This window comes from Kribbella sp. NPDC058693 (genome assembly GCF_042715335.1).
GTDB classification, from domain to species: domain Bacteria; phylum Actinomycetota; class Actinomycetes; order Propionibacteriales; family Kribbellaceae; genus Kribbella; species Kribbella jiaozuonensis.
In genome coordinates, this window is record NZ_JBHXSQ010000001.1 from 887,783 (window position 1) to 914,164 (window position 26,382).

Annotated in this window: 30 protein-coding genes and 1 pseudogene; 24 read left to right on the forward strand and 7 right to left on the reverse strand. The window is 62.1% G+C overall.

Annotation, left to right across the window (positions count from 1 at the left end):
- Positions 1-341 precede the first annotated feature (341 nt).
- Both ACFWUU_RS04150 and ACFWUU_RS04155 read left to right on the forward strand, forming a co-directional pair.
- Entirely contained in the window at positions 342-935 is a 594-nt protein-coding gene (locus tag ACFWUU_RS04150; protein WP_380172549.1) for a hypothetical protein, read from the forward strand.
- 427 nt (positions 936-1,362) lie between these two features.
- Positions 1,363-1,956 (forward strand): NUDIX hydrolase, encoded by a 594-nt coding sequence (locus ACFWUU_RS04155; protein ID WP_380172551.1) that lies wholly within the window; start codon positions 1,363-1,365, stop codon positions 1,954-1,956.
- Here the strand turns inward: ACFWUU_RS04155 and ACFWUU_RS04160 are convergent.
- Genes ACFWUU_RS04160 through ACFWUU_RS04170 form a run of 3 tightly spaced genes read right to left on the reverse strand, consistent with a single transcriptional unit; the run spans position 1,924 to position 4,784 of the window.
- Positions 1,924-3,057 (reverse strand): hypothetical protein, encoded by a 1,134-nt coding sequence (locus tag ACFWUU_RS04160; RefSeq protein WP_380172553.1) that lies wholly within the window; start codon positions 3,055-3,057, stop codon positions 1,924-1,926. The two genes, ACFWUU_RS04155 and ACFWUU_RS04160, sit on opposite strands and share 33 nt — an antisense overlap.
- A gap of 18 nt (positions 3,058-3,075) precedes the next feature.
- On the reverse strand, positions 3,076-3,531 hold the full coding sequence (locus tag ACFWUU_RS04165) for a GNAT family N-acetyltransferase (protein ID WP_380172555.1): 456 nt from the start codon (positions 3,529-3,531) through the stop codon (positions 3,076-3,078).
- Positions 3,532-3,545: 14 nt separating this feature from the next.
- A complete protein-coding gene (locus tag ACFWUU_RS04170; RefSeq protein WP_380172557.1) occupies positions 3,546-4,784 on the reverse strand; it encodes a hypothetical protein in 1,239 nt (412 codons plus the stop codon).
- A gap of 188 nt (positions 4,785-4,972) precedes the next feature.
- Here ACFWUU_RS04170 and ACFWUU_RS04175 point away from each other — a divergent pair, with 188 nt between their 5' ends.
- From ACFWUU_RS04175 to ACFWUU_RS04185, 3 genes are all read left to right on the forward strand, one after another.
- Positions 4,973-5,173 carry a hypothetical protein gene (locus tag ACFWUU_RS04175; RefSeq protein ID WP_380172559.1) on the forward strand — a complete coding sequence of 67 codons (201 nt, stop codon included), beginning with the start codon at positions 4,973-4,975 and terminating at the stop codon, positions 5,171-5,173.
- 82 nt (positions 5,174-5,255) lie between these two features.
- Positions 5,256-5,582 carry a hypothetical protein gene (locus ACFWUU_RS04180; RefSeq protein WP_380172561.1) on the forward strand — a complete coding sequence of 109 codons (327 nt, stop codon included), beginning with the start codon at positions 5,256-5,258 and terminating at the stop codon, positions 5,580-5,582.
- 356 nt (positions 5,583-5,938) lie between these two features.
- Positions 5,939-6,781, forward strand: coding sequence for a class I SAM-dependent methyltransferase (locus ACFWUU_RS04185; RefSeq protein ID WP_380172563.1), 843 nt, complete (start codon positions 5,939-5,941; stop codon positions 6,779-6,781).
- 31 nt (positions 6,782-6,812) lie between these two features.
- On the opposite strand, the gene ACFWUU_RS04190 is transcribed toward ACFWUU_RS04185, so the two are convergent.
- On the reverse strand, positions 6,813-7,337 hold the full coding sequence (locus ACFWUU_RS04190) for a hypothetical protein (RefSeq protein WP_380172565.1): 525 nt from the start codon (positions 7,335-7,337) through the stop codon (positions 6,813-6,815).
- Between the two features lie 111 nt (positions 7,338-7,448).
- Here ACFWUU_RS04190 and ACFWUU_RS04195 point away from each other — a divergent pair, with 111 nt between their 5' ends.
- From ACFWUU_RS04195 to ACFWUU_RS04215, 5 genes are all read left to right on the forward strand, one after another.
- Positions 7,449-7,709, forward strand: a complete 261-nt coding sequence (locus ACFWUU_RS04195; RefSeq protein WP_380172567.1) for a hypothetical protein — start codon at positions 7,449-7,451, stop codon at positions 7,707-7,709.
- Between the two features lie 18 nt (positions 7,710-7,727).
- A complete protein-coding gene (locus ACFWUU_RS04200) occupies positions 7,728-8,582 on the forward strand; it encodes a DddA-like double-stranded DNA deaminase toxin (RefSeq protein WP_380172569.1) in 855 nt (284 codons plus the stop codon).
- 11 nt (positions 8,583-8,593) lie between these two features.
- Positions 8,594-9,040, forward strand: coding sequence for an Imm1 family immunity protein (locus tag ACFWUU_RS04205; protein WP_380172571.1), 447 nt, complete (start codon positions 8,594-8,596; stop codon positions 9,038-9,040).
- Positions 9,041-9,494: 454 nt separating this feature from the next.
- Positions 9,495-10,196: a PIN domain-containing protein gene (locus tag ACFWUU_RS04210; protein ID WP_380172573.1), complete on the forward strand. Its 702-nt coding sequence runs from the start codon at positions 9,495-9,497 to the stop codon at positions 10,194-10,196.
- 160 nt (positions 10,197-10,356) lie between these two features.
- Positions 10,357-11,574: a Shedu immune nuclease family protein gene (locus tag ACFWUU_RS04215; RefSeq protein ID WP_380172575.1), complete on the forward strand. Its 1,218-nt coding sequence runs from the start codon at positions 10,357-10,359 to the stop codon at positions 11,572-11,574.
- Between the two features lie 5 nt (positions 11,575-11,579).
- Here the strand turns inward: ACFWUU_RS04215 and ACFWUU_RS04220 are convergent, their stop codons facing one another.
- Together ACFWUU_RS04220 and ACFWUU_RS04225 are read right to left on the reverse strand one after the other, a co-directional pair.
- Positions 11,580-11,912: an Lsr2 family protein gene (locus ACFWUU_RS04220; RefSeq protein WP_380172577.1), complete on the reverse strand. Its 333-nt coding sequence runs from the start codon at positions 11,910-11,912 to the stop codon at positions 11,580-11,582.
- A gap of 681 nt (positions 11,913-12,593) precedes the next feature.
- Complete coding sequence (locus ACFWUU_RS04225; RefSeq protein ID WP_380172578.1) at positions 12,594-14,018, reverse strand: hypothetical protein; 1,425 nt, start codon at positions 14,016-14,018, stop codon at positions 12,594-12,596.
- 97 nt (positions 14,019-14,115) lie between these two features.
- Between ACFWUU_RS04225 and ACFWUU_RS04230 the strand changes: the two genes are divergently transcribed.
- The 14 genes and pseudogenes from ACFWUU_RS04230 to ACFWUU_RS04295 all read left to right on the forward strand — a co-directional run.
- Positions 14,116-14,457: a hypothetical protein gene (locus ACFWUU_RS04230; RefSeq protein WP_380172580.1), complete on the forward strand. Its 342-nt coding sequence runs from the start codon at positions 14,116-14,118 to the stop codon at positions 14,455-14,457.
- Positions 14,458-15,194: 737 nt separating this feature from the next.
- A complete protein-coding gene (locus ACFWUU_RS04235; protein ID WP_380172582.1) occupies positions 15,195-15,713 on the forward strand; it encodes a hypothetical protein in 519 nt (172 codons plus the stop codon).
- Positions 15,714-15,717: 4 nt separating this feature from the next.
- Complete coding sequence (locus ACFWUU_RS04240; protein WP_380172584.1) at positions 15,718-16,782, forward strand: hypothetical protein; 1,065 nt, start codon at positions 15,718-15,720, stop codon at positions 16,780-16,782.
- A gap of 383 nt (positions 16,783-17,165) precedes the next feature.
- Entirely contained in the window at positions 17,166-17,474 is a 309-nt protein-coding gene (locus tag ACFWUU_RS04245) for a hypothetical protein (protein WP_380172586.1), read from the forward strand.
- Between the two features lie 97 nt (positions 17,475-17,571).
- On the forward strand, positions 17,572-17,775 hold the full coding sequence (locus ACFWUU_RS04250; RefSeq protein WP_380172588.1) for a hypothetical protein: 204 nt from the start codon (positions 17,572-17,574) through the stop codon (positions 17,773-17,775).
- 169 nt (positions 17,776-17,944) lie between these two features.
- Positions 17,945-18,169: a hypothetical protein gene (locus ACFWUU_RS04255; protein WP_380172590.1), complete on the forward strand. Its 225-nt coding sequence runs from the start codon at positions 17,945-17,947 to the stop codon at positions 18,167-18,169.
- Between the two features lie 1,018 nt (positions 18,170-19,187).
- Positions 19,188-20,309: a type IV secretory system conjugative DNA transfer family protein gene (locus tag ACFWUU_RS04260; RefSeq protein WP_380172592.1), complete on the forward strand. Its 1,122-nt coding sequence runs from the start codon at positions 19,188-19,190 to the stop codon at positions 20,307-20,309.
- Complete coding sequence (locus ACFWUU_RS04265) at positions 20,306-21,265, forward strand: replication-relaxation family protein (RefSeq protein WP_380172594.1); 960 nt, start codon at positions 20,306-20,308, stop codon at positions 21,263-21,265. Before ACFWUU_RS04260 ends, ACFWUU_RS04265 begins: the two co-directional genes overlap by 4 nt.
- The gene (locus ACFWUU_RS04270; protein ID WP_380172596.1) at positions 21,262-22,269 is read left to right on the forward strand and encodes a DNA-methyltransferase; all 1,008 of its coding nucleotides are present in this window, start codon (positions 21,262-21,264) and stop codon (positions 22,267-22,269) included. Before ACFWUU_RS04265 ends, ACFWUU_RS04270 begins: the two co-directional genes overlap by 4 nt.
- A gap of 46 nt (positions 22,270-22,315) precedes the next feature.
- On the forward strand, positions 22,316-23,122 hold the full coding sequence (locus ACFWUU_RS04275; protein WP_380172598.1) for an antirestriction protein ArdA: 807 nt from the start codon (positions 22,316-22,318) through the stop codon (positions 23,120-23,122).
- Positions 23,123-23,242: 120 nt separating this feature from the next.
- Positions 23,243-23,587 (forward strand): hypothetical protein, encoded by a 345-nt coding sequence (locus ACFWUU_RS04280; protein ID WP_380172600.1) that lies wholly within the window; start codon positions 23,243-23,245, stop codon positions 23,585-23,587.
- A gap of 242 nt (positions 23,588-23,829) precedes the next feature.
- Positions 23,830-24,216, forward strand: coding sequence for a helix-turn-helix domain-containing protein (locus ACFWUU_RS04285; RefSeq protein ID WP_380172601.1), 387 nt, complete (start codon positions 23,830-23,832; stop codon positions 24,214-24,216).
- A 51-nt stretch (positions 24,217-24,267) separates the two neighbouring features.
- Entirely contained in the window at positions 24,268-24,918 is a 651-nt protein-coding gene (locus tag ACFWUU_RS04290; protein ID WP_380172604.1) for an ImmA/IrrE family metallo-endopeptidase, read from the forward strand.
- A pseudogene (locus tag ACFWUU_RS04295) lies at positions 24,918-25,736 on the forward strand (recombinase family protein); the annotation flags it as partial. The gene ACFWUU_RS04290 and the pseudogene ACFWUU_RS04295, both read left to right, overlap by 1 nt.
- Here the strand turns inward: ACFWUU_RS04295 and ACFWUU_RS04300 are convergent.
- Positions 25,632-26,297 carry a hypothetical protein gene (locus ACFWUU_RS04300; protein WP_380172606.1) on the reverse strand — a complete coding sequence of 222 codons (666 nt, stop codon included), beginning with the start codon at positions 26,295-26,297 and terminating at the stop codon, positions 25,632-25,634. The pseudogene ACFWUU_RS04295 and the gene ACFWUU_RS04300 sit on opposite strands and share 105 nt — an antisense overlap.
- Positions 26,298-26,382: the final 85 nt, after the last annotated feature.

Genomic DNA, 26,382 nt, shown 5'->3' on the forward strand with positions numbered 1-26,382 from the left:
GGTCGCGAGAGGCCGGCGGCAAACCATGCTTCGACTGATCGAGGCTGCCGGTGATCTGGCGTGTACGACGCGAGCCTGCCAATCATCTGAAGGAGTCTTTCGCCACTCGAGGATCAGACCCAGCCACGAGCCGCACCCAGCACCCAGCAGTGTCGACGTTTCAGACCTGGGAGCGGATCTCTCGGGAAGCGCCTACTGGTCCCCCACGCGTCACACGATAGAACGTATGTTCGGCTGAGCGCGACGCTGTCGCCTCATGACCCCCGAGGCGGACTCCGGGACCGGCACCCTCCGAGGTGCCAAACTGTTCGCAGAAGATGGTGCTCAGCTCGGAGGTAGCGATGGATTGGCAAGCGTGGCTGGCTCCGACGTTCGTCGGTGTCGTCCTTGGGATAATCGCGACGCTGGTGACCGGTCAACTGTCCCGTCGCCATGCCGAGAAGATGTGGCATCTGCAGCGCAAGGCCCAGCTAGAAGACGCGGCCAGAGCAGAGGGGCTCAAGCTTGCCGATGTTGCGCTGACCCAGCTGAACATCCTGAGCGAAGATCTTCCGTACACCGTCCGGGGACGGCACAGCGAGGAGCGAAGCGAGCGATCTCGTACCGCACTAGCTGAGCTCAAACGGGTGACGCCTATTACGCCTGATCGGGCTCTTCGTGGTCGGCTGGCGATCGTTCAGGATGTCCTGAGCCGACCTGACGACACCAGCCAGTGGGGGCTGCCCGAGTTCGACGCCCGCCAGTTGGTGGCAATCGGGACCAGGGACGGTATCAGCGCTGTCACCGCCTATATCCGCGGAGACGACATCCCCGAACTAAAGGACCTCCTCCGCCAGATGCACAACTCTTACGACTTCGCCATGATGGAGATGGCCGAGCAATACGAGGAGCAGGATCGGCTGGAGCGGCGAGCCGATACCAAGCCCCACCCGTGAGTCACGGTGGGGCGGCTGATCCGACAAGATCGTCGCCATGCGACCCTCATCCTCGGTGGCAGTCGGTTCCTCGGTCGAACCCTCATCGGTGACGCGTTGGCTCGAGGCTGGGACGTGACGGCGTTCACACGAGGCAAGAGCGGCCAACTTCGGCGTCAACGATGGAGCAGACATCGTCATCCGGGCCCGATTCCCCGGCGAGGGTCACATGGACATCGAGGAGCCCCGCCGCAGCCACGAGGCCGGCGCGACGTTTGTCCCGATGGCTTGAGCGACCACCACGCGATCGCTGCTGTCCTCGTTGGGCGAGTTACCTGTCAGGGCGAACAGTCTGCATGAACGTGCTGACAGACCAGGCGGCAGTTTCACGGCGCGAGTCGGGCGGGTACATGCTGTGTGTTTTGTCGACACGACATAGGGTCATGACGTGAGTTCGTCCGAGTCATCCTCAGATGTGCCCCGACCCAATTCAGAGGGAGCGTGGGAGGTCCGTAGCGTCACGCCCTTTTACGACAGCAAGTGGATCCAGCTCGCTCACGCAGACGTCATGCTGCCGTCAGGCGAGCACAACCCACGTCACCACGTCGTGAAGATGCCAGCGGCGGCGATGGCAGTGCTACTCGATGCGGACCAGACAGCCGTGTTGATGAGCTGGCGTCATCGCTTCGTCTCCGATGTCTGGAACTGGGAGCTTCCTGGCGGCCTGGTTGACGAGGGCGAATCGCCGACGGAGACGATCGCGCGCGAGCTCATCGAGGAGACTGGCTACCGGGCGGACTCCATCGAGCATCTGGTCAGCTTCGAGCCGATGATCGGCATGGTTACCTCGCCGCATCACGTTTATCTGGCGACCGACATCCATCATGTCGGTGATCCCACCGAACTCAACGAGGGTCGCTTCCAATGGGTGCCGCTCGTCCAGGTACCAGCCCTCGTCGCCAAAGGTGATATCCGTAACTCGGGCACTCTGGTCGGCCTACTGCATTACCTAGCGTTGGGCGGCGACGCTCAGGGCACGTAGCCGGTTCTGCTGGCGGCGCGAGCCATACCGGTCAGCCATTTGTGTGGCTGTCCGGAGGTGCGTCGTCGCCTCGGCGGCATGGCCAGCGACCTGGTAGGCGTGCGCCAGGTCGACGTAGAGGCCAGTGGCCGCTCGCACCGAGTCGCCGGCGTTGGCTATTGCGGCAGTCAGGTCCTGGATAGCTTCGCGCCGACCGAGTCGAGCCAGGCAGTGTCCGCGCCACCGAGCCAGGTGGCCATCGTCAAGCATCAAGAAGGGCAGCTCGGCTGCGCCGTCGGCGTCGAGTCGAGACTGCGCCCAGTCGAGTTGGCGTTCAGCATGACTGCGGTCGCCGGTCGCGGCCGCAGCTTCGGCCTCGGCAGCCGCCAGCCAGCTCAGCAGCAGCCGTGGTGCCTTCGTGCCGAGCACGGTCCGGGATGACTGGATGAGGCTGAGCGCCAGGTGGTTCTGGCGGGCATCCAGCAAGACGTTGGCGCTCTGTGCCGTGACATGCGCCAGCACCGCGGCGTTGCCTGATTCGCGGGCAGCAGCACGGGCAGTCTCATGGAGTTGCCAGGCTCGTTGTGTGTCGCCCTGATCGAGCGCCTGCCAGCCGGCCAGGCCAGCGGCTGCTGCCAGGGCGGCGGCGAGTTCCTGTCGCTGACCACTTGCCGAACGCTCCAGCACCTCTTGCATCTGTCGAACGTGCAGCTCGGTCTGCTGAATCAGCGCCGTTGTCCCAAGGCGACGGTCAAGCAGACGCAGATTCTGTGTCTGCGACTCGAACAAGTCGACCAGCTCGCCATCAATGTGCAGCGACGAATCCGCCGCCCGAAGTGCCGCGATGCGTCGGGTCCCGTCGTCCGGCACGAAGCCGAGCACCTCGTACGGTGCTCGGTAGATGGTGGCAAATGCTCGCCGGTAGGCCTCGACGCCGACGGCGCGCTCGCCACGCTCCCAGTAGGCGAACATCCGCTTGAGCGAAGCGCCAGTCGGCGACTGCTCACCAAGGTCCTGCACGGCCGCAACGAACCGGCGCATGGCCTCGGCTTGCGTCAGGCCAGCGTTGAGACGGGCTTGACGCAGCTGTGCGTCGACCTCGGTTGTGCCGTCCCCCGTCACGTGGTCTCTCCTGGCGTCCTATTGCTCGAGCCGATAGAACAGCTTGCCGTCCTTCGGCTCAACACCAAATGTCTTGTAGAACGCTTGCGCGCCTGAGTTGTCGCGGTCGGTCGTCCACTCGACCCGGCTGCAGTCGTGCTGGCGCGCCATATCAAACAGCGCTTCCATCAGGGAACGCCCAATACCGCGTCGTTGCTGCGCGTCAGAGACGTAGAGCTCCTTGAGGTAGAGCGACCTCGTCAGGCCAACTGCCGGCCAAAGGAACGAATAGGCAGCGAAGCCAACCGCGGTGGCCTGGTCAAGAGCCAGCAGCGCTGTGGCGGCCGGGACATCGCCGAACAACGCATCGTGAAGCTGCCGACGGCGGCGCTCCAAGTCGTCGAACTCGGTGGCACCGTAGAAACGGTCCATCTCCTCAGTCAGCTGCAGCAGCTGGTCAAGGTCGGCGGAGGTGGCTGGGCGGACCGCAATCACAGAATGTCGTCCTCTCACGTTGATCGAACAAGATCGTGCAACTCGCGCACGACTGGCAGCTGGCGTTGTTTGGTGGACATCCCACCGATGACGTCACGAGCGCGCCCATCAATGATGCCGCGCCTCTGTTCGTCGTCGAGGCCAAGCAGGGTTCCGGCGATTTCCTGGGCAGATGCCGTCACGTCGCCGTCAACGGCGAAGCAGGCCGCACGATCGAGGCGGGTCATGGCACGATCGGTGTAGTCCCCGGGGGCAGCAAGGAGCAGTGCGCGTTCCTGCGCGGCGAAGGCAGCCGGCAACTCGCGCAGTCTGGTGTAGGCACTGCCTGCATGGAAGGCAAGCTGGGCTTCGTTGTAGCCGAACGCCGAAGGCAGCAACGCGTCGCCGCTCAAGTGTGAGACATGCTCTTCTGCTCGCCCGAGCGCAGCAGTGGTGGCGCGCCGATCGCCGATCGCCGCGCAAGCACGCGCCTCGAGCGCCGCTGCTAGCGGTGCGCCGACCCCACCGGGCGCGCTAGAGACCTCCTGTGCCCGCTCGGCGACAGCGATCGCCTCTGAGAGGTCGTTGCTATAGAAGTGACCGTAGGCTTCCTGGGCGAGCATCCAGGATTGTGTCAGTGGATCGCCGGCCTCGGCCGACGCAACGCGAGCAGTCCGGGCCCAACGGCGGAAGGCTGTGCGATCGTCGAGTTTGACGAGCGTCAGCAACATCAGACCGGACATCTGCGCCACGACCCGCGTTAGTCGGCGCCTGCCAACCGATGACCGGCTCTCAGTTAGGGCAGCTTGCAACTGGCCAAGATCGTCGCTCAGGTCGGCCAGCAACAGCCCCGCTGGCCGATCACGGGTGGCCCGGCCGTAGCGCTCGGCAAGCTGCTCCCAGTCATCCACCACAAAGTCGCTTGGTGCGCCATGGCTCATCACGCGATCGAGGTCGCGTCGAAGTGCTTCCAGGCCAGACGGTGACGGCTGCGCTACGAGGTCCGGCAAAGCCGTCTCGAATCCTAGGCTCTCGGCCGACTGGCCGTAGATCGCCACGAACGCCCGTCGGTACACCGGCACACTGACTGCCCGTTGGCCGCTCTCCCAGTAGGCGAACATCCGCTTCAACGAGGCACCGGTCGGGCTCTGCTCGCCCTGTTCCAGTACAGCTGCCTCGAAGCGGCGCATGGCAGCCGCCTGGGTCCAGCCGCGCTGGCGACGGGCGCGCTGCAAGGGTGACTCGTGGCCGCGGCCGTCACCTTGACGAGTCACCTCTAGTCACCTCCCGTCACCTTCTGTACCGGTGCTGCTGTCGGTCAGCCTAAGCGGTGTGACAGACAAAGTCGTCGGAAAGTCGCAGATCAGCACGGGGAAGGCAACGAAATGACCGCTCTTTTCATCCTCGCCGCCGTCCTCTACGTCTTCATTCTCCGGGATATCGCGGAGGAGGTGCGCGGCGAATGACGACGGTGGCAGATGTCCCGCAACCAACGCAACGCCGCGTCCGTGTCTGGTTCGGTGAGCACGTCATCGCGGACTACACCGCCGAGCCAGCACTGGCGATGAAGTATCAGGCAGGCATGACACGACGCTTCGCCAGTCTCCGCGTCACCATCGAGCCGGCAACCGCGGCGGTGGGACCGAGTGCTAGCGACTCGTGAACGGCCAGCACCGACGTGGCTGGTGGTCCCGGCTCTGGGAACGCTTGGTCGCGACCTTCCGTCGCTGGATGGACGAGGATCGGTGACCGACTACAGCCGGCCATTGCTGCTCGGGTATGCACGGCGGGATCTGTACTTGTCCGGCCGACACGTTGACGACCTGAAGCGCGAACTCGGGGCGTTCGCATCGCTCGAAGGCTTTCTCATGGGCTCCGTGTATGTCGAAGATCCTGAAACTGCCCCGCAGGCCTTCGAGGCACTGGTTGCCTCGGTCAACCGCTACGAGATCACGGCGGTCGTGCTGCCGAATCTCCGCCACCTGGCGCTGATCGGAGATCCGGCGGACGTCCGCGTGCAGTTCGAGCGGGTCACGGGGGCTCGCATCATGCTGCACGAGGCCACCCCATGAACAGGCGGAATCGGTGGGGAGTCGTCGTCCTCAGCCCCTCACGTGCAGTGGATCACCTGCACACCTGCCGATTCCGCCTCGACGGTCCCTGTCCGAGTCTGCCCCTCCCCTGTGGCGGACTCGGGCAGGGATCCAAGACCGGCTGGCACGGGATGCGAAAGCGAGTCCATCCCGTGTCAGCCGCCTGAAGCACCGAGGCCCGGACGGGTGCCTCGGTTACAGCTGGCTCGGTGGTTGGGGCGCAAAGCGCCTGGGCGAGCAACCACCTGGCTAGCGCAGCTCAAGACCAGCGGGCGGGCGCACGGCCAGTAGAAGCGGACGCCCGCCCGCTGTTCCACCTCGATGACAGGAGCGCTGTGGACACGCCCGTAATCCCGCTGGATCGACCGACCGTCGATCCAGCGATCGACACGCACTACTCGAGCCGCTGGGACGAATCCGCCCGGTTGAGCTCCACGGTCAAGGGCCGACTGGAGCAAGCCCGGCTGTACGACTTCCTCGGCCAGTGGTTCCCGCCCGCTCCGGCCCGCGTTGCCGACATCGGCGGCGGTCCCGGTGTGCACGCCGGGTGGCTCCGCGACCAGGGGCACGACGTCGTGATACTTGACCCGGTCCAGCGCCACGTCGACCAGGCCAACGCAGCGGGCATCACAGCTGAGCTGGGCGATGGTCGCCGGCTGCCGTGGGCGAACGAATCCTTCGACGCTGTGCTCATGGCCGGACCGCTCTACCACCTGCCTGACGCTAGCGACCGCCGCCTGGCGCTGCGCGAGGCGTTGCGGGTCCTTCGCCCCGGTGGCGTCCTCGCGGCCGTGGCGATCAACCGGGCCGCCAACCTCATCGGCTCGACACTCGCCAACACGCTCCTGACGCGCCACGGCATCGTGCGCGACATCTTGGAGACCGGCCACAGCGCCAACAACGAGCGTATGGCGCACTGCTACTACCACCGCGAAAGCGAACTGCGCAGCGAGCTCGTGGGGGCAGGCCTGCGACCGGTCAACATCTTCGGCCTCACCGGTCCCGGTGGCTGGTTAACCGTCATGATCGACGCCCACTTCAAGACCCAGCCCTACACCGACAAGCTCGCCGAGCACGACCCGCTCGACACTGCGCTGGAGTGCTCACGACTGGCCGACCGCATGCCGGAGCTGGTCGCATCGAGCTCGTTGTTTCTGGCCGTGGGTCAGAAAGGCTGACGTGGAAAGCCGATGCACGGCCTGTGAGGTGTTAGCCGAGCTGGCCGTGCAACTCGACGTACTCCTCTTCCGCACGGAGCACCTTCGACAACACAGCATCGGCGCTCGGCAGTGGATGCAGCGGGAACTTCGACCCGTCCCACCGCAGCCGGCCATCCATGGTCGTCGACGGCGGGATGACCACGGGCACCCCTGGCTCGATGTACTCGACACCGGTAGCCAGCGGGCCAAGCTTGGTGTCGGGTTGCAGCGTGCACGTGATCCAGTCGCCGTCCGGCAGCTTCATTGTCGGCGGCCACACATCAGGACGCTCCTGCTCGTACAGCCGCTTGCCATAAGCGCCAGCAATCCGTGGCAGACGCCAGATCGCGACGGTGGGCGACGAGCAGACCGCCAAGTTCGGGGGTTCGTCGACGTCCCAAACATCGCGTGCCTCGTTGGCATCCGTAATCCAGTCGCCGTCCGGCGCACCCGCAATAGTTGCCGCCTGCACCGGAATACCGCGCTCTACGCAGACAAGCGCCGTGTCCAGCAGTGCGTTCTTGCGTCGAATCATTTGACCGGCCGACCTCCCGTTTCCAAGAGACATCATTGCGGCGCCACCGCGCTACTTGTCAATCCGGACCGCAGCAGATCGCTGACTGTCCAACCAAGTGAGGAGCTACATATGTCGCAAGTCGAGCAGCTCAAGATGCAACTGCATGGGTTGGCTGACCAGTCTCGGCAAGGCGCGGCCAGCTTGGCTGGGTTCAAGCAACGCTTCGAGCAGTCCAGTCAGCAGGTACAGGCGCTCATCCGCGGGACGGCGACACGGGCAGATCAGGACATCGCGACCATGTTGGATGCGGCCGCGAAGTCGGTCGACCAAGCCGTCCAGTCGTTGCAGCTCGCCGAGGCTGGCTGTCGCAGCTACGCCGACCAGATCTAGCCGGCCCAGGCAGCAGGTATGCCCTCCGAGCTGCAACGTGTCGCGCAGGAGCTGCTCGACGCGTTGAACCAGATCGAGCGCATCGTGCCGTACCTACACGACCGAGCACAGAAGTACCGCGAGGCCGCGGGATGGGTTGGCAGTACCAGCAACAACCCGAGTGCGCGCATGGCGGCGATGCAGCTGGACGAAGCCGCCCGGCGCTGCGAGGAAGCTGCACACTTCCTGACTCAGGCCCGACAGCCGGGTATCCAATGGGTCCAGCAGATGGTCAGCGGCATCCGAACCACCGAGCCGAGTGGCGGCTCGACAGGTGATCAGCCGTTCGGTCCAGGTGGCAGCCCACGGTCCCCAGAACGCAGGCGGGACGATGATCGCGCGGTGCCGGAAGCCGACAAGCCGGGAAAGACCGCGGGAGCCGGCGATGATGCGAGCCCCGAGGATGACCAGTCGGCACCACGTCTCACCCACAAAGACGCCTGGCGACTATTTCAGAAGCTGCCAGATCGGACCAAGTCTGGCGTCTCGCGGCCCAAAACCCGAGGTAAGTGGATAGATCACGATGGTGTGGAACAGGACCTCGTCAGCGCTGAAGACGACGAAAGTGCAACAATCCGAGAGTTCTTGAGGGAACGAAATATCGGCCCGGAAACGGGAGAGATTATGTCGCCGTCGCATGTCGAAACCAAGTTCGGTATGTTTATGCGGCGAAATGGCCTCAAACACGAGTCAATCGTGATTAACAACATCCCCTGCGAGGGTGAGTGGAGCTGCGGAGAACTGCTGCGAGATATTCTTCCGCCGGGGGCGACCCTGACGGTCTTCGGGCCAGCTGGCTTCAAGCGGACCTATCCCCTCCCACCGAGCGAGTGAACGGAGCAGTCATGAGCGTCAGGATCAAGGCCTACTACAAGCACGGTCACGGAGACGCCCCAGTGATCCTGGAGACCTCGCAGGACGTCGACGCCCTGATCGATGGTCTGTTGAGCGAGGGCTTCGACAACTCAGTTGCGGCGCTCTACGCCGAGACGAGAGCGCGAGTCAACCCGGACTACCCCGACCACGAGCTCCGGATCGCCTGGTTTTCCGAGAGCAACAGCGGAGGCATTCGCTACGCCGGCGGCGACACGAAGGGCGTCGCCTACGTGCAGGGCAAGGCAAGCCAACGCGACGAAGTCTTCTACAACTACATGCATCATGACGAAGGCTGGCCTCAGGATTCCGAGGTCGGTGTCGAGCAGCTGCGTCAGGCCGTAAGGGAGTTTGTCGACGGCAACGGCTCACGGCCAGGATCGTTCGAGTGGAAAGAGTGGCCCGAAGGCGTCCGCTGAGCGATCGCGGATCTGATCGAGCGAGATCCCTCGCCGGGCTGGTAGACGTGCCAGAGGGATCCATCAAGGCCGAGTGTCGGTCGCCGAGTTATCCACAGGCCACAAAGAGGTAGTTGTCGGAGTCTATGAAGCTCCGCGATCCTTGAACTAGCGCGTCCGGCACGCCAGCTACATCAATCTACCGTCTGCGGCCATTAGAGAGCTAAGCGGGCTGAGGGTGAGGAAGAGGCACCGGACGCGCCGCCGTGTGCTCTTGCGCGAACAGTCACATATGGAGCAGCATCGGGCGATGCTCAGCAAAGTACTCCCTGGCACGGATCGAACGCGACTACTTGAGACGCTCAGTGCGACTCACGCTGGCCTCCAGAACACTCGATCAGCTGGTCACACAATCCGATCTCAGTACGACGCCTATATCGATTGGGCGAACCAGTCAACGCGCATGCTCCGGTCCATGATTAACGCGGCGGATCTGGACCGCCTGATTCTGACCAGGCGCTACTGGGCGCTGCAGACTATGTTGCCTATGGAAACAGGCGATCCAAAAGGCAGGTTGCTCACGACTGAGGTCGACGAACGCGTGCTGATGTTCGAAGATGAGATTCGAGAACTTACGAAGATTATCGATCGATGGAAGCGACCAGGCCGCTTCGTGGTCGCCGATACGACCCTCTTCTGTGAGCATGAACACAAGCTCGAAGAGCTGGATCTTTCCGTCCTGACGAAGGCATGGGACGAGCCAGTCCACCTCGTACTCCCGATCGTGGTGATCGATGAGCTCGACAGTCTGAAGCGAAGCGGAAAGCCCCACAAGCGCTGGCGAGCCGGCTACACGTTGGCCGTCATCGATCGCGTTCTCGGCGGCGGTGGCCTGGAAGGCCGACTACACGAAGCGGACCGAGCTCCGAGAGAAGATGGTGAGTCACCGCGGGGCGCGGTGACGATTGAACTCGTCCTGGATCCCCCCGGACACAGTCGACTACCGATTAACGACGACGAGATCGTTGATCGCGCACAAGCCATCCAGGCGCTCGCCGGACGCACCATCAACTTCATCACCTTCGACACCAGCCAGTCGACTCGCGCGCGTACGGCTGGTCTGGATGTCGTCAAGCTCGACACTCCTCGCCCCGACGAGGAACCGCCACGGACCTGACGACCAGGACTTGACTGCCGCTACTCTGCGTCACATCGGCCGACACGCCGCTACGGTTGGCGTACGTCGCATCGACAGAGAGTAGTGTGCCTGAGCGCCGGACCGTGTACCTGGGGGAGGTTCAGCGTCCAGACCGTGAGGCAGACGAAGGTTGCACCAGGTGAGTGACCCATTCAGCGACCCAGACGAGCCGATGAGCGATGCCGAGTTCGCGTTGGCCCGTCTGACGACCCGCACCTACATCGGTCGAAGCTTCCCGCTGAGGTTCGATACGTCGCGCGACTTCGGACAGCCTGCGCGTTACGTCAACAAAGTGTTCGACGAGGAGCCGCTCGATCTGGGCGAGTTCGAGTGGGAGGTAGTCACGTTGTCCGAGAGCGCCCGCACCCAAGTTCGCCTGATGCTGGCTCGGGAGCAAGGGGTCGTCCGCCAGATGATGGTCCAGAAGGTCAAGACCACCCGGTCGGTGGCGAAGCTGGAAACGCTCCTCAAGCTCAACCGTGACCAAACGAGCCGGTTCATCAACACCATCAAGCTGCTGGATCAGGTCCGGATTGAGGGCGATGGCCGCACTGTCGTCGACGACGACATCCTGCGGGCGGTTATCGAGGATCCACACGGCATTGAGGAGCTGTACCGCCAGGAGCGCGGACAGCTCACCGAGCTCATCCAGAACGACTCCTCCGCGCGCGATGTCATCGCGCTGGCTCACCGCCGGGAGGAGCTTGAGAACTTCCGAATGCTCCTCGAGGAAGAGGATCGATTCGTCGCTGAGGCTGAACGCGTCGGCGGCCCGGAGAAGGTCTGGCAGCAGTTCCTCGAACGAAACCCCTGGGTTCTTGGTATCGGCCTGGCCGGTCAGTTGCTGACCTCGTGGGACCAGGAGCGGCTGGAGCAGGTGGTCGCAGGCCACTCCGTTGCCGGTGCGGGCAAACGTGCGGATGGGTTGCTCCGGACAACTGGAGTCATTCGTTCCATGGTGTTTGCGGAGATCAAGCACCACCGTACCCCGCTCCTAGAGGGCGGTCCCCCATACCGATCTGGATGTTGGGCGCCAAGCAAAGAGCTTGCCGGCGGGGTCACGCAGGTTCAGCAGACTGTCTACCGCGCTGTGCAGGAATTGTCGGACACCTTCGCTGACACGGATGCCGAAGGCGGCAAGCTCGGCACCGACACCTACCTAATTCGCCCTCGCTCGTTCCTGATTGTTGGCCACCTCGGCCAGCTCCTTAGCAGCGGCGGAGGCGTCGTCCCAGACAAGCAGCGGTCATTCGAGCTGTACCGCCGCAACCTCTACGAGCCGGAAGTCCTCACCTTCGACGAGCTGTTCGCCCGCGCCGAGTGGCTGTTGTCCGAAGCAGAAGACGAGGCGCAGTAACGCTGTCAGTTCGCAGCTTCAAACGCCTCACGGATCTCGTTCGGCACCCGGCCGCGGTCGTTCACCTCGTAACCGTTGGCTCGGGCCCACTCCCTCAGGGTGGTGGCGTCTGGGCCAACCCGTGTATGCCGAACCCTCGCACCTCGGGACGTCTTCACACGCCGGCCAGCACCCACGTACGGCGAAAGTACCTTCCGAAGCGCTCCCGCATTCTTGTTCGTGAGGTCGATTTCGTAGGTCTGGCCGTCGAGGGCGAAAGTCAGGGTTTCGCCCTTCCCGGCCGGGATGTCGACACCTTCGAGGTCATCGGTAAGAAAAACCTGCGTGCGCTGAGCCATGCCACTCCCTCTAGTTCTCGCGTATCGGTTATCAGCTCGCCTGCGGCAACTTCTGGAACATTATCGCTTCGCGCCACTGCGACCGAGGCCTACCCGCCGCACACGCTCCGTGTCTTCGCCGGAGTCTTGAGGTTGCACCAATGGTCGACCCCCTCGTTGGTCGGCGTTGTGTCATGAAGAAGATTCGGACTAACGAATTGCAGATTGTAAGATCTACCGAGGACATCGTTCGGTGGACCTCCAGCACCCCAGTTAGGCGACGGCATCGGGACTACTTGACCTGAATCCTTATATACGACGAGGCGATACGCTGACACCGTCGCAACAAGTGTCTTCTTGTCTTCAGTCAGATGTGAGCCCATCGTGTATTCAAGGTAGCAGGGATTATCAGCCGCGCAATCATCCCATCTGGCAATCACGGTGGCAGTGCCATCGCTGCGAACCGTCAGGTTTGCATGGAAGTGGAACCAGTCGCCCACAAAGGGTGAACCTGCCAGGGGCAAGCCAGAGGCCGCAGACGTGGACGCAGTTGAACGATCCCCAGTTGTGCTGGTCGATTCGTTCTGAGGAGAGCATGCCACGAGCGCCAGCAGAGCACAGACTGCGGCGGCCGGGCGTCGTAATCCGCGAATCATGACTGAGTACCTTCCGGAGTTCTGCGTCCCACGAAGCGCCGACGCACTAGCACTTATCGCTCGGCGTGGATGTGAACCTCTTCACTTCAGAAGCGAGCTCGCCAGTATATGGATCCATCTCATGCAACTCAGTGTTCACAGCCTTACCCATCGAGCGATACGGCCCGATCGTCCGAGTCTCTTGCTTGCTGTTTCGGGTGAAAGTGATGTCGAGCGTCCACGAGTAGTTCTCCTTGCAGCTCACGACATCCACCTCTACGAGCGCCGGTTCGCGATCTGTCACGGTGAACGATGGGCCAAGCGGATTACTCGGAGGGGGACGCTCCTCACCGGCCTCGGGGCTGCCGACCAACCCGCGGTCGACGAACGTGTTGTTGTCTAGGTCAAATCGAAAGACACGTGAATAATCGCTGCCACAATCGCCGCTCGGCACGTAGACCCAAGCAGGAGGTGGCAGGTGCTCGGTGGCGATGTTCTGCTTGATGTCTTGGATCGTCACTGGAGTGCTGTCGGTACTGGCCATCAGCATGTAGAGGTGCCCCAATTTCCAGGAGCCACCGCCATCCCCATTAGCCACGGCGACTCGAAAGTCTGAGGTGGGTGTCTTCTTAGCGTAGACCGAATTGAAGGCGAGCTTCCCTGGCACCATAGCGACGCTCGTTGCCGGGTCACATCCACGAAGCGTCGGCCAGTTCTGCGTCACGCAGAAGCCAAGCTCACAGTTCGGTTTCTCGACTGCCACTTGTGGGGCGTCAGCGTTTCCGTCCGAGTCTGGGGCATTGAAGATCTTCAAACCGGCCGCAGTCAACACGAGCGCTACGCCCAGTACCGTCGGAGCCAGAACCCGACGCTTCCGCCAGAACTTCGGCTGGGAATCCGAATTGTCTAGAGGCTCGGGTGCCGCTGGCTCGTCTGGCGCTTCAGAAGCTACCTTCACGCTGAGCGATGACTGCGAGGCGTCTATCGATAGCCGGTTCGGATCAACTTCAACCGCGACATTTCGATCAATCACTCGTTGCTGCTCGACCAAGATTTCGACCATCTTGTCGATGGCGTCTGAAAGGTCACGTCGAGACCTATCTACAGCCGTGCGCAGAATCCTAACCTCATGCTCCTTGAGCCACGCACGACGTTCCTCAAGAAGCATCGTGTGAAGCTCTGGGTATTTAGGCAAGATGTTGAAACTAACCTTGATACCGTATCGGTATCGCAACCTCTTCTGATCAACGCTGAGCTCTTCTCTGCTCTCGCGCGGATCTAATCGATCAATCAGTTCACCGAGGTGTTCGGTGATCACCTCGCGTGCAGTACCAAGATTGACGCCTGTCTGGATACTCCAAAGCGAAGCAATGTTCCCCAGACGCCCGTCCAGTAGCTGAAGTAGGTCCGCCTGCCAGACGCCGCGGCCATCCGCCAACTTCTGCAATTGGCTCCGAAGGTCTATCCGAAGAAGCCGCAATGCATCGCTCATGCCACCCCCAATTAAGGCACAGAGTATAGAGCAGGAGCAGCAGCCTGTCGACCGTTCGTTCCGGACATGTTATAACTGAACATAGAGCTATTAATATATGTCAGAGCAGTATCCAAAAAGCCATGAATCGTCACAGCCGAAAGAATCGTCGGTCGATCGCGATGTAGAGCGAAGATTTCCGACAGAAGCAGAGTTGGAAGACTTTGAACTTCATCGCGAGATCCAGGGCAGTACCGGCAAACGTCGCGGGCCATGGGTGACGATTGAAGAATTTGCAGTAGATCCGACGAATCCGACCGCAGATGAGATTGCGGCGGTCGAACATCTCAGCTGGGTATACGGCCCGAAGGTCGACACGTTCGAGGAGTACTTCGGGTACCCCGATCCGCGCGAGCAGCCGGATGAGCCCGAGCTGACGAAGTCGGCAGACGATCGCTGATCCTCCCCGGCCACCTGGTCTCTACGGGTGGCCTTTGCTATGCCCTGACCGCTGTGCGTAGTACGTCTGGCACTACGCACAGCATGCCTCTGACCTGCACGTTTGCCATGCACACAGTCTGCGTACTTCGCACAAGCCGAACCTCAGGCCGTCTTTCGTGTTCCGATCTTCGTGTCAGTCCAACCGCAAGGAGCGCCGCTCCCGTAAGACGCGTCGGGGACATCTCCTCACCCGTACCACCAAGGGTCGGCATCGTCTTCACACACGCTGTCTCCTGCTCGTTTCTTGAGAACTCAATAGTGAAGAGATGCCGCGAAAAAACGTCTGTCACGAACGGACAGCAGGTGAAACCTGCAATTAAGCGGGGGTGGCCAAGTTCCAGCTCGGACCACCCCCTAGCCCACGAACTTATTCCGATTCACCCCAAGTCATGAGATGGAAGGAACACCATCGTGAACACCAAGATTCTACGCCGCCGCGGTTTCAGCGCAGGCGTACTCCTCGTTTGCACCCTTGCAGCCTTGGCCGGCTGTGGACCTGCTCCGGCAAGTCCAGCCGATCTGTCTCGCGATCACCAGATTTTGAAGACCTGCCCGAAGGACAAGAAGGTCGCAGCTCAAGCATCCGTCGACGTCAGCGGCAGCCGCCGAGCGTCCGAGCTGGGCCGAGCGAGAACAGACGCAGTTGCATCGTTGGTTCGGCGGACCGCGATTTGCGGTGGTCACCTCAGGGTGCGGATGTTCTCTGCGACCCGAGCGGCCACCGTCACGGTGTTCGACGGAGATCTCAACCTGCCTGGCGCAACAGCCAACGCGAGGTTGAGGCGAGTTCAGAAGTCCGTTGACGAGGTCATGCGTCACGTCACCGATGGCTACAAGCCAAGCCTTCAGAAGCTGACACCCAACGGTTCGGACATCCTCGGCGAGTACCAGGAAGCTGGGTCGTACATCAGGGAGCTCGGCACGAGCTACGTGCTGGACTTCCTGCTCCTTACTGATGGCTACCAAGCCGCCGGCGACGTCAACCTCGGCGGCAGTCCGCTGAGCCGCAAGCAAGCCACCGCGTTGGCCGCTCGTCTTGACGTACCCAAACTGCCAGGGTCGACGGTGACCGTGGCAGGTATCGGACAGGTCGCCGCTGGCAAGCCTGCGAGCACGGCCATCGTCAACGGAACCATCGCTCTCTGGGAAGAGATCTGTCGGCGCAGTTCACCCACCAGGTGTGTCATCGTCACCGACCTCAGCCTGGGTCGGTGACAGCGTGGCCAGCGATCCGAAGTACGACGGTTGGCTGCAAGCCCGGGATGAGGCCAACAACGAGGGCATGCAACAGATCGACCAGGCCACGGCCGTCGCTCAACCAGGCGATGTGCACGAGTACTGGATCGAGCAGAGGAACAGGGCCCATGGCAGCGAACAGCAGGAGCTGACCGCTGCCCAAGGCGAGGCGAAGGCACGCCAGCACCAGGCGATAGCGGGAAGCTTGGAAAAGCAGGTGGTCGCGAAGACGGCCCTCCTAGAACGCCGCCTCGCAAGTGTCGACAGCGCCAAAGCGCGCTACGAGCACGCGGTCGACACCTTGAAGGTGCTGACCAGACGAGATCGCTCCGCCTGGTACCGATACGTCGTCGGCCTGGTCGTTCTCGCTCTCGGTGATACGGCCGGGATCCTCGGGGCGGCGATCAGCCTGGGCGAGTACCCGATCGTCGCCTTCGGTCAGGCGCTGGCAGTTGGCTTTGCCGGAGTGGCCAGCGGCCAAGCCGGTGCCGACTTGAAGGATCTGCGGATGTCTCGTCAGCGTCGACGGGACACAGACAGCTTGAGTGAGGATGAGACGCGCTACCGGCATCTGTTCGGCGGCATGGAGGCCGGCGTTTCCATCATGAAGATGGTCGGCTTCATCAGCGTCACGGTCGTGGTCATCATCGCCATGGGCATCGTCAGCTTGAGGCTGTCCGTCGAGGGCCTGGCGTCAGGGATCGCGTTCGGTGGGATGGCAGCGGCCACGGCGCTCGGCTCCTTCGTCTCGACCTACAGCTACGCCGACGACGTCGCCGATCTGCTTGCCTCGCTCGAACGCAGTCTTCGCAAAGCGATTGCCGACTACGACAAACTCGCATCGTCTCCGGTGTTCGTCCGCCAGGCCGACGCAATCGAGATGGCCAAGTCGCTACGGGTAGAGCACACCCACCGCGGCGAGGCTGCCAAGTGGTACCTGATCGCTTTGTCCAAGCATGTTCTTAGTCGCAATCCCGGTGTCGCTGGGCATGGTGTCGGCCCGAAGTCATTCAGCACGGGGCGCCGGCTGCGGGGTGATCGCAAGTGATCCGTGCAGGACTGTCCCGGGCGCGGCTGGCTCGAGTCGAACTCCGTTGGACCTCCGGACCCAGTAAGCCGGTCCGGAGGAACCCGATCAGCTACAAGCTCGGAAACCCCGGCCGGCCTGCCAAGGAGCCGACGCTCCTGATCGTCGTAGCGGACGATTCCGGCTCGGTCATCAGTCCGGCTGGCGCCGACCCGATTTCAGGCAGATACGAAGAGGCCCGTCGAGCATTTGAAGCTGTCGCGCGGCGAGGCGCCCAGCACGAACTCGGGGCTGTCGTCCACTTCGACACTCCGACCAGCGGCGATATCGGGCCGATGCCACTGAATCGCTCCGGCATCAGGGAACTGGAGCGAGGGCTGAAAGTACCGTCGGACGCCTGCGGGATGAGCAACCTCGCGCCGTCGCTGACCGCAGCTAGACAACTGGCGGATGAATACCCGAATCACAAGGTCACATTGCTCTTGTTGACCGACTTCCAGTTGTTCGATGCCGATATCAATCGGGTGCTAACTGACATCGCCACCTTCCCCGGCGACGTACACGCCGTCGTGCTCGGCGGCACCCAGGTCGACGGCCTGATGGACGAACGGGTCCAGATCACCAAAGCCACGTACACCGATCCGCCCGGCACGGTGGCGCGCGCCATCTTCGCCAGCCTCGTCAACCACCGGCCAGGAGCTCGGCCGATCTGACCGTCCGCAGTACGTCCTCACGGCTCCCAACCAAGGTGCCGTGAGGACTTCAGGACCAGGAATGGCTCGGCCATGCCCAACAGCAAGGACCAACCTCATGAATGAGAAGAAGGACCCCGTCACCAGTCCGCTTCAGTGGCTATGGCGCGGCGCGCTGGTGCTCTTCGCCACCTCGATCCTGCTCAATCTCGCAGTCAGCTTTCTGCGGCCAATCATGCCGTGGCTCATCGGCGGCGTCATCCTCGGCATTGTGCTGTGGGCCGCCATCCTCATCATCCGGTGGCGACAGTCTCGTTGGTAAATACACAACAAGATATTGCGCGCAAACAACAGCCGCGCAATCAGAGTACAGCGCGTTCCTATCGCTGTTGTGAAATCGTCAAACCCTATTGGTCGTTGCGCTCGGGCAACATTAAATAGTTACACAACGTTGCATACACGCAACGACCAATAGGAAGGAGGGAACAAATATGAGCAACAAGAAGAGCAATCGAAAGCGCCGTGATACTCGTGAGTACCGGCTGTCAGTAAGGGCAGTCCGCCGCGAAACGCCGGACATCAACAAGCTCGCCCGCGCCATTATTGACTTGGCCATGGCTCAAGCAGAAGCTGAGGCCCAGGCGGAGAACAACGCGCAATCATCGACCGTTAAGACCCCCGACGCTGATCCGTCGAGGAGTGCCGATGACTCGTAGGTCCCTTGACGAACTCGTCTGGCTGCAACTTCACTTCCAGCGGCCCGTACCGCCCGCCACCGTCCTTGAACTCCTCCACCTGTGGAGCGGTGATCCCCGCAACCCACGGCTCGTCCTAGAAGTTCGTTCCTGCCTGACGACCCAGTACCTGCTCGGCGTCCCACGCCGGGCCGAGAGCGCCGTCACCGCCATGGTGAAGCAGACGATCCGCGGGACACAGATCACCACCGCCGATGTCTATCGCCCTGCGGTCAGTCACGCCGCCTCTCTCCGCATCAGCAGTCGAACACGGTCGCTCCGAACAGCGGATCCAGAACCATCAACCCGAGCCCTTCTGGCCGCTCTGCATCGGGTACTCAAGAACGAGCACGCCGTGATCCAGATCGTGCTTGGACCACGCAAATCCGCTCGCGTCGTACCTGCCCGGCAGTCGTCACGCTCAGCTGGGATCTTCGGACCTCGGCCGGCAACCCGACCGGACGCCGAAGCCCGCAGCGCCCAACTCGCGAAGGAAGGCGAATCAGGCTTCGACTGCGTGATCCGGTTCGGCGTCAAGGCGGCATCGCAACAGCGTCGCCGTTCCCTGATGGCCGGCCTACTGACGGCCGCCCGGACTCTCGACGCACCAGGTGCACATCTGAGGCTCGTCCCCGACCGGGCACGTCGACTCAACGCTGCGTCAAGTCCTTGGTGGTGGCCCCTGGTCCTCAACAGCTCAGAACTTCTTAGTCTTACCGCGTGGCCTATGGGTGATTCGGACCTACCAGGAGTGCCCGGCATTCACCCTCGCCTATTGCCTCCATCCGACATGCTCTCTGTGACGCCCGACCTCGTCGTCGCTGAGGCAACCGCACCCGGACACCTACGGACTATCGGACTTGACGTCGAAGCGTCGCTGCGACACACCTGGGTCCTCGGTCCGAATGGAACTGGGAAGTCGACCGCCCTCTGTTCGATAATCGTTCAAAACATTGAGGCGGGTCGGGGCGCTGTCGTCATCGAGCCCAAGAGCGATCTTGTGAACGACGTCCTGGCTCGCGTCAAGAAGGCCCACTGGGACAGAATCGTCGTCCTCGACCCGACAGATGACACTCCAGTCGGACTCAACGCATTGGCCGGAACCGACTCTCCAGAATCCCGTGCCGAGGCACTCCTCAGCGTCTTCCGCTCGCTGTACGGCGACGGGCTTGGTCCACGGACGCAGGACATCCTTCACTCAGCACTTCTGACACTCGCCAGACGCGGCGATGCCAGCCTCGCGATGGTGCCGTTGCTCCTGACGAACACCGGCTTTCGCCGTTCCATCGTCCGACGTATTGCCGCCGCGGATCCCGTCGCCCTAGGACCGTTCTGGGCCTGGTACGAAGCTCTGTCGGACGACTCCCGAGCCACCGTCATCTCGCCCCTACAGAACAAGCTGCGTCCCCTTTTGCTGAACCCGGGACTGCGAGCCGTCATCGGCCAGCGACAGCCACGCATCACCATCGACCAGATCCTTGCTGAGGGCAAGGTCCTACTCGTACCGCTTCGAAAGCAAGTCATTGGCGCTGAGTCGTCTCGCCTTCTCGGGTCGCTCGTCGTAGCTGAGACCTGGAACGCCATTCAGCGACGGACGGCTTTGTCACCGGCCAACCGGCCGCCCATCCTCATCGCCATCGACGAGGTCCAGGACTATCTGACGTTGCCGACCGATCTAGCGGATGCACTCGCTCAGGCGCGTGGTCTCGGAGCTGGTTTCGTACTGGCCCACCAGTACGCCGCCCAGCTGACTCCGGTTCTCCGAGCAGGTTTCCTCGGCAACATCCGATCTCGCGTCATGTTCCAGCTCGCTCACGACGACGCCACGCTACTCGCCAAGGGACACCCCGAGCTGACGGCCAACGACTTCACCGCTCTGCCTGCCTTCAATGTCTACGCCAGCTTGGCTACCAAGGACGGTCAGGTGACGCCGTACGCCTCTGGTCGCACCTTGTCGCTCTCGCCACCTATCAGCGATCCGGACGCGATCCGCCGGCTCAGCCGCGATCGCTACGGCCGTCCCCTTGACGAGATCGAACAGGATCTCGCCGAGATCGCGCAAACCGCCACGGAAGCCAACACGACGACGGGGCAAACCGGACGCAAAAGGAGGACGTCATGACCGAGTTCAACGAGGACCAGCGGCGTCCGATCGCCCGTCCAGTCGCGTCGTCCACCAATCCGCATCCTCGCAGGTCAGACCGCCAGGATCGGCCGTTAACAGCCGGGAATACTGTCTCCGCCTCTGGTGGAGACAGACCTACCCCACGTCCATCCATAAAGCGGGCTGGACGCCGGGATCTCCAAGCCATCCGAGACGGCCTACTCCCCCGAGACGTCGCAATCCTGCAATCGGTCTCGACTCACAGATTCCTAACCACTCGCCACATTCAGTCTCTTTATTTCCACTCACACGGGTCGCCACTTGCTGCGACCAGGAGCACCAACCGGGTACTCAGCCGTCTGAAGAATCTCCGGCTCATCGACCACCTCGAGCGTCGCGTAGGAGGCATCCGAGCCGGATCAGCCAGCTACATCTGGCAACTCGCTTCTGCCGGAGATCGCATCGTCCAGCTCGAAGCCGGAAACAGCGTGCACCGCCGTCTACGAGAACCGTCGCTCCGACTGCTTGACCACACCCTCGCCGTTGCAGACATCCACGTGGCCCTTACTGAAGCGACGCAACGCAACGCGCTGGAACTCGTTACCGTCGATGTAGAGCCTGGCAGCTGGCGACAGTTCCTCGGACTCGGTGGCGAAAGGCGACTCCTCCGTCCGGACCTTGCCGTCGTCACCGCTCAGGGCGAGTTCGAAGATCACTGGTTCATCGAGGCCGATCTCAGTACCGAGCACCCGCCCACTGTCATCCGCAAGTGCCAGCTCTACGAGGACTACCGGGCATCCGGCGTCGAACAAGAAGCCCGCGGCATCTTTCCCCGCATCCTCTGGGTCGTGCCGAACCAGAAGCGCGCCGACAAGCTCACCACTGCGATCCAGGGCTCTCGTCTGGATCAGGACCTGTTCCGTGTCATCACCATGAGGCAGCTCGTCGACGTTGTGATCGGAGGTGCGGCATGAGCAAAGCACCCCGAAACCGCATCCTCGTCGGCGACGCTCGGGAGCAAGTCCGACAGCTCCCAAATGACTCCGTCGATATGGTGCTTACGAGTCCGCCGTACTACAACCTGCGTAACTACCAGGTCGGTGGCCAACTCGGACAGGAAGCGACCATCCACGAGTGGGTCAGCAACCTCACCGCCGTAGCCGGTGAAGTCCGCCGAGTCCTCACACCAACGGGCACCTTCTGGCTCAACGTGGCCGACCGCTACTCCATCCACGACCGCGAGGGCTCACCAAGGAAGAGCCTGCTCCTGGGGCCGGCACGACTCTCAGCGGCACTGGCGGCAGACGGTTGGCTGGTCAGAAACCAGATCATCTGGAGCAAGACCAACCCCATGCCGAGCAGCGTCCCGGACCGGCTGACCACCACCTACGAAGTCGTCTTCCTTCTCACCAAGCAGCGCAGCTACTTCTTCGACCTGGATGCCATCCGGATCCCGCACACAAGCAAGGCCACCGCGCCGCAGGCGTCCGCCAGAGACTCGATTCCACGGCAGTGGCGGGCTCGCAGTACCGACAACATCCGTGGCCTGGTCGCGCTCAAGCAGCGAGGCATCGTTGGGCACCCGTTGGGCAAGAACCCCGGTGACGTGTGGCAACTGCCGACCAGCAGCTACCGGGGCGCCCACTTCGCCACCTTCCCGGAGCGCCTAGCTGAACGCGCCATCCTGGCCGGCAGTCCTGAAGCTCGTTGCTCGAACTGTCTGAAGGCACATCGTCGGGTGACCATGCGTCTCGGGGCTACGGCCATCCGCGGTGCCCTCATCGCGACATGTACCTGTGATGCCCCGAGCGAGACGGCCATCGTGCTCGACCCGTTCATGGGTGCTGGCACCACCGCTGTGAGCGCCGAAAAGCACGGCCGCGACTGGCTCGGCATCGAGCTCAACCCCGACTTCGCTGAGCTGGCGAACGAGCGCATCGCCGCCGCACGAGTATCCCCGGAGGGCAAAGCCGCCTAGCAGCTCCGCCCTCCCGCAACCAACCACTAACAAGAAAGGAGGTGACATGAGTGAACACCAACCCCCAGAACCACCAAACCCAGAGCAGGGCGTCAAGACCTACGGTACCGACGATCCCGACCGACAAGCCGAGATCGAGGCGGCCCGAGCGGCTGCGAGCGCGGAGCGAAAGTCCAACCGGGAGAAGCTGGAGCGCTACGTCAGCTACGGGCTCAACGAAGAGGACGCCCAGGCGCTCATCGAGCACGAAGACATGCTCAAGGAGCGTCGGGACGCCGCAGAGGCCGGCGAGACAGAGAGGCGCATCCACCCGCGCATCTACGTCCGCTCGCTGGTCGACTACACCGAAGGCCACGACATCGGCGACTGGATCGACGCCAGCCAAGACCTCGAGGACATCCACGCCGACATCCGCAACATCTTGTCCCGCTCGCTGCACGCGCATTGGACTGGGCAGCCGGCCGAGGAGTGGGCGATCCATGACCAGGACGGCTTCGGGCAGATCACGCTCTCGGAGTACGAATCACTCGACGTCGTTTGTGCCCTCGGCAAGGGCATCGCCGAGCACGGCCTCGCATTCTCCGCGTGGGCGGAGATCAACGACGAGCGCGATGTCTACACCCTTGCCCGGTTCTCGGAGGCGTACATGGGCGACTTCGGATCCCGCGAGGAATACGCCGAGCACATCGTCGACGAGATGAACGGCGACGAGGAACTAGCCAAGCTCTCCGAGTGGACGCGGGGCATCGTGCGCTTTGACTTCGAGTACATGATCCACGAGATGGAGACCAGCGGCGATTTCCGTTTTGCCGATCACCCGGGCGGCGTCTGGGTCTTCAACGGCCGGGTGTGAACCCAGCTATCGCACTTTGACAACTCAATACGGATACCGACGCCTCGTCGGTGCCGTGCAGCCGTACGCGTCATCTCACAAGAGATGGCCGGCTGCACCACCACTGAGGAGGTACTCGCCATGAGCGAGTTCGGCAACGGTGCCCCCGGCACCTACAAGACGATCGGGGTACAGATCCCCAACGACCTGCACTCGCAGGCCAGCATGATCGCCAAGCTCGACGACATCTCCCTGCGGGATGCCTGCATCCGCGGACTGCGGATCTACGTCGAGCAGAAGCAGGCCGAGCCAGACTTCAAGGCTCGGGTTGCCAAGGCACTCGAGGACATCGAGCGCGAGGCCGCCGAACGGCGCGGCGCCATCGAGTCGCTGTTTGGGTCCACGACTCAGGCAGCTGGCACCACGCCAGCCAGGAAGACGGCGGCAGCCAAGAAGGCTGCCCCGTCCCCCAAGCCGGAGAGCTAACACTCCTCGGTTGACCCGTCCCACTCCCCTCACGGGTCGAGTCGGACACCCCCACGGGTGGGAGGCAGGAGCGCTAACGCGTCCGCCTCCCACCCATTAATCCACCAACAATAGATACAACACAAGGACAGCCTGTCCTATTCAACAAAGAATGTGTTGTAGAAAATGCACATCTCGTTGCGTCCGCGCAACGATAGGCGGATAATCAAAGGGAAGGAATTAAGTAAAACGGAGTGTGGACTATGAGCTCAGAAGAATATCTACAACTAGCAAAAATAATCAAGGAGACCCGCACTGAAAAGGGCTACTCAGCGAGCGAACTGGCTCGCCGTGCCGGAGTGCAGCCGAGCACCATCACGAGGATGGAGGCCGCGCAACTCCAGCACCCTCCGCAGCCAACGACCCTCGTCGCTATCGCCCGCGTCCTTGAACTACCGGTAAGCGACCTATTCGCATCGCTCAATTGGATGCCCAAGGAGCAGCTACCAAGTTTCACCCCGTATCTGCGCGCTAAATATGGCGAACTCCCGGATGAGGCGCAGAACGATCTAGAGGCCGAGTTTCTGAAAGTCGCTCAGCGCTATGGCTACGAAAGCAACGGTCCGCATCCTAGTCAGGACGAGTTCTAAACACGGACTCTTCGCTGCTGATCGATACATATTAACCGAGAGGAGGACATCATGAACAAATTAACAGAAACCCCGCCACGAAGCGTACTGGCGGCCCTCCGATCGGTGATACCTGATCGTGAGGTTGTATTTGCCCAAGCAAGAAAGGTTGCCGAGATTCAAGCTAATCGTTTTCTCGCCCTATGTGATGTCGAGTTCAGCCCCGTCCCCAGCAAGATCGTGAGTAGCCTACCTCGGATTCGGATTGTTTTCGAGAAGCTGCCTACCTGGGTCAGCGGAACCAGTCACTGGAATGGCACCCACTGGATCATTGTGCTCAACAAGAGTGAGCCACCAGTGCGCCAGCGCTTCACCCTCATGCACGAGTTCAAGCACATCATCGACCACGGTCGCACTGACCTGCTCTACACCGGCAACAGTCGCTACACAGCGGTCGAGCAGGCGGAACGGGCAGCCGACTACTTCGCCGCTTGTGTGCTGATGCCAAAGAAGTTGCTCAAAGCTGCTTGGTCGAGAGGGATCCAGACCTCCGCCCGCCTAGCACGCGACTTCGATGTGTCGACAGTTGCCATGGAAGTACGCCTCAGCCAGACACGGCTCAGCGCAGAACAAGACACATATTTTCAGGTACCGACACGAGCCTTGGCGAGAGGTCGCCAAGCGATGCCTCAGCGCCCGCTCTCCCTGGAAGGAGCAAGCTGATGACACTGACAGCAGACCAACTTGCATCGCTGCCTACAAGCACCACACGACGGAAGCGGTTCGTGCTCTACCTGCGAGTGTCGACTCCTTCGCAAGTGAACACCGACTACGACCCCGAAGGAATCTCGATTCCTGCTCAACGTGAAGCCGGTCTCCGCAAAGGCGCGACACTGGAAGCCGACCTTGTACGAGAGTTCATCGAACCGGGACGAAGCGGAACCTCGGTCGATAAGCGCCCTGTCTTCCAAGAAATGCTGGCATGGATCAAAGAGCAGGGCGACATCGATTATGTGGTCGTCTACACCTTCTCCCGCGCCTTCCGCAACGCCGTCGATGCCGGACTCACCAAGCGAACGCTTGGCAAATATGGCACCCGAATTGTGTCAACTACGCTTGATCTCGGCGAGAGCCCTGAAAGCTCCATGATCGAAACGATCATGCACGCGGTGGATCAGTACCAGTCCGAGCAGAGCGGTGCTGATATCAGCTACAAGATGGGCCAGAAACGCAAACATGGTGGAACCATTGGGCGTGCACCACTCGGCTACCTCAACGTCACCGAGGAGTACGAAGGCAGAACCATCCGCACGATCGCCGTCGATCCGGTGCGCTCATCGCTCATCGAGACTGCGTTCATTTTGTTCGCGACCGGCGAATACTCAGTACGGCGCCTAGAAGCGGAAATGGAAGAACGAGGGCTTACCACCCGCCCGTCACGACGTTGGGTAGCCAAGCCAGTCTCCGAGAAGCAGTGGCGGGCCATTCTCGCCAACCCCTACTACCTCGGACTCGTCACCTTTGAGGGCAAGCAGGTCCCCGGACGTCACGAAGCCATCGTTGACGCCGAGATCTTCGCGCGGGTACAAGCCATCCTCGACATGCGCGCCAAGCCAGGATCCCGAGACCGCAGTCTCACTCACTACCTGCGCGGCATACTGCGCTGTCAACAGTGTTACGACGAAGGGCGAGAGTCTCGCCTCATGTACACCGAAGCGGCAGGTAACGGCGGGATGTACGGATACTTCATCTGCCGGGGACGACAGCTCGGCGTCTGCGACCTTCCTCATCTGCCGGCGCATCGGGTAGAGGCCGCAATCGTAGCTTTCTACGCCACTGTCGAGATGCCGGAGGGCTTCGCTGCCACCGTGGGCCAGGAAGCAAACGAGACACTCCAGTTCGATCGGCGCGACACCCTCAGCCGCCGGGACTACGCCGTGAAGCGACTTCGCGAGCTGGACCAGCAGGAGGAACGTCTCGTCGACGCGCTGGCCGAAGGATCTATTCCATCGGGCAAGCTCGCTGAACGGCTCCAGAAGTTGGCTGTTGAGCGGGTCCAGCTCGAACAGGATCGCAATTCCAGCGGCAACGTTGTGAAGCAAGCCGTCGAGCTACTCTCCGCCGTGCTGCACCTGCTCGAAGATCCGCAAGCCATGTACAAGTCTTCGGCAGATCTCACTCGCCGAC

What these genes read in the sequence shown, in the direction of transcription:
- ACFWUU_RS04280 (WP_380172600.1), top strand. Translation starts at nt 23,243, where the DNA reads ATGAGCGAGTTCGGCAACGGTGCCCCCGGCACCTACAAGACGATCGGG.
- ACFWUU_RS04225 (WP_380172578.1), bottom strand. Translation starts at nt 14,018, where the DNA reads ATGAGCGATGCATTGCGGCTTCTTCGGATAGACCTTCGGAGCCAATTG.
- ACFWUU_RS04205 (WP_380172571.1), top strand. Translation starts at nt 8,594, where the DNA reads ATGAGCGTCAGGATCAAGGCCTACTACAAGCACGGTCACGGAGACGCC.
- ACFWUU_RS04210 (WP_380172573.1), top strand. Translation starts at nt 9,495, where the DNA reads ATGATTAACGCGGCGGATCTGGACCGCCTGATTCTGACCAGGCGCTAC.
- ACFWUU_RS04250 (WP_380172588.1), top strand. Translation starts at nt 17,572, where the DNA reads ATGAATGAGAAGAAGGACCCCGTCACCAGTCCGCTTCAGTGGCTATGG.
- ACFWUU_RS04220 (WP_380172577.1), bottom strand. Translation starts at nt 11,912, where the DNA reads ATGGCTCAGCGCACGCAGGTTTTTCTTACCGATGACCTCGAAGGTGTC.
- ACFWUU_RS04275 (WP_380172598.1), top strand. Translation starts at nt 22,316, where the DNA reads ATGAGTGAACACCAACCCCCAGAACCACCAAACCCAGAGCAGGGCGTC.
- ACFWUU_RS04230 (WP_380172580.1), top strand. Translation starts at nt 14,116, where the DNA reads ATGTCAGAGCAGTATCCAAAAAGCCATGAATCGTCACAGCCGAAAGAA.
- ACFWUU_RS04235 (WP_380172582.1), top strand. Translation starts at nt 15,195, where the DNA reads ATGTTCTCTGCGACCCGAGCGGCCACCGTCACGGTGTTCGACGGAGAT.
- ACFWUU_RS04190 (WP_380172565.1), bottom strand. Translation starts at nt 7,337, where the DNA reads ATGATTCGACGCAAGAACGCACTGCTGGACACGGCGCTTGTCTGCGTA.
- ACFWUU_RS04150 (WP_380172549.1), top strand. Translation starts at nt 342, where the DNA reads ATGGATTGGCAAGCGTGGCTGGCTCCGACGTTCGTCGGTGTCGTCCTT.
- ACFWUU_RS04195 (WP_380172567.1), top strand. Translation starts at nt 7,449, where the DNA reads ATGTCGCAAGTCGAGCAGCTCAAGATGCAACTGCATGGGTTGGCTGAC.
- ACFWUU_RS04175 (WP_380172559.1), top strand. Translation starts at nt 4,973, where the DNA reads ATGACGACGGTGGCAGATGTCCCGCAACCAACGCAACGCCGCGTCCGT.
- ACFWUU_RS04245 (WP_380172586.1), top strand. Translation starts at nt 17,166, where the DNA reads ATGAGCAACCTCGCGCCGTCGCTGACCGCAGCTAGACAACTGGCGGAT.
- ACFWUU_RS04290 (WP_380172604.1), top strand. Translation starts at nt 24,268, where the DNA reads ATGAACAAATTAACAGAAACCCCGCCACGAAGCGTACTGGCGGCCCTC.
- ACFWUU_RS04200 (WP_380172569.1), top strand. Translation starts at nt 7,728, where the DNA reads ATGCCCTCCGAGCTGCAACGTGTCGCGCAGGAGCTGCTCGACGCGTTG.
- ACFWUU_RS04270 (WP_380172596.1), top strand. Translation starts at nt 21,262, where the DNA reads ATGAGCAAAGCACCCCGAAACCGCATCCTCGTCGGCGACGCTCGGGAG.
- ACFWUU_RS04285 (WP_380172601.1), top strand. Translation starts at nt 23,830, where the DNA reads ATGAGCTCAGAAGAATATCTACAACTAGCAAAAATAATCAAGGAGACC.
- ACFWUU_RS04265 (WP_380172594.1), top strand. Translation starts at nt 20,306, where the DNA reads ATGACCGAGTTCAACGAGGACCAGCGGCGTCCGATCGCCCGTCCAGTC.
- ACFWUU_RS04255 (WP_380172590.1), top strand. Translation starts at nt 17,945, where the DNA reads ATGAGCAACAAGAAGAGCAATCGAAAGCGCCGTGATACTCGTGAGTAC.